1 protein-coding gene is annotated in these 796 nt (G+C 69.8%); it reads left to right on the forward strand.

Translation table 11 applies throughout. From position 1 onward, the window contains the following. Positions 1–796, forward strand: a 796-nt coding sequence (locus IF20_RS36880; protein ID WP_110944909.1) for a 2-hydroxy-3-oxopropionate reductase, incomplete at both ends; no start/stop codon positions are given.

Raw genomic sequence — 796 nt, forward strand, 5'->3', positions numbered from 1 at the left:
CTCTTCCCAAGGTTGCGTGGATCGGTCTGGGCATCATGGGCTCCCCGATGGCGGAGAACCTGATCAAGGCCGGCTACTCCGTCACCGGCTACACCCTGGAGCAGGACAAGCTCGACCGGCTGGCCGCGGCCGGCGGCACCGCCGCCGCCTCCCTCGCCGAGGCCGTCCAGGACGCCGACGTCATCGTCACCATGGTCCCGGCCTCCCCGCAGGTCGAAGCCATCGCCTACGGCCCCGAGGGCATCCTGGAGAACGCCAAGGCCGGCGCGCTGCTGATCGACATGTCCTCGATCACCCCGCAGACCTCCATCGACCTGGCCGCCGCCGCCAAGGACAAGAACATCCGCGTCCTGGACGCCCCCGTCTCCGGCGGCGAGGCCGGCGCCATCGAGGCCGTACTGTCCATCATGGTCGGCGGCGACCAGGCCGACTTCGAGACCGCCAAGCCGCTGCTGGAGGCGCTGGGCAAGACCATCGTCCTCTGCGGTCCGCACGGCGCCGGCCAGACCGTCAAGGCCGCCAACCAGCTCATCGTCGCCGTCAACATCCAAGCCTGCGCCGAGGCCGTGGTCTTCCTGGAGAAGTCCGGCGTGGACCTCACCGCAGCGCTGGACGTCCTGGGCGGCGGGCTGGCCGGCTCCACCGTCCTGACGCGGAAGAAGGACAACTTCAAAAACCGCGACTTCAAGCCCGGCTTCCGCATCGACCTGCACCACAAGGACATGGGCATCGTCACCGACGCCGCCCGCAACGTCGGCGCGGCCCTCCCCGTCGGCGCCGTCGTCGCCAACCTCGT

Source organism: Streptomyces niger (assembly GCF_000718305.1).
GTDB classification, from domain to species: Bacteria; Actinomycetota; Actinomycetes; order Streptomycetales; family Streptomycetaceae; genus Streptomyces; species Streptomyces niger.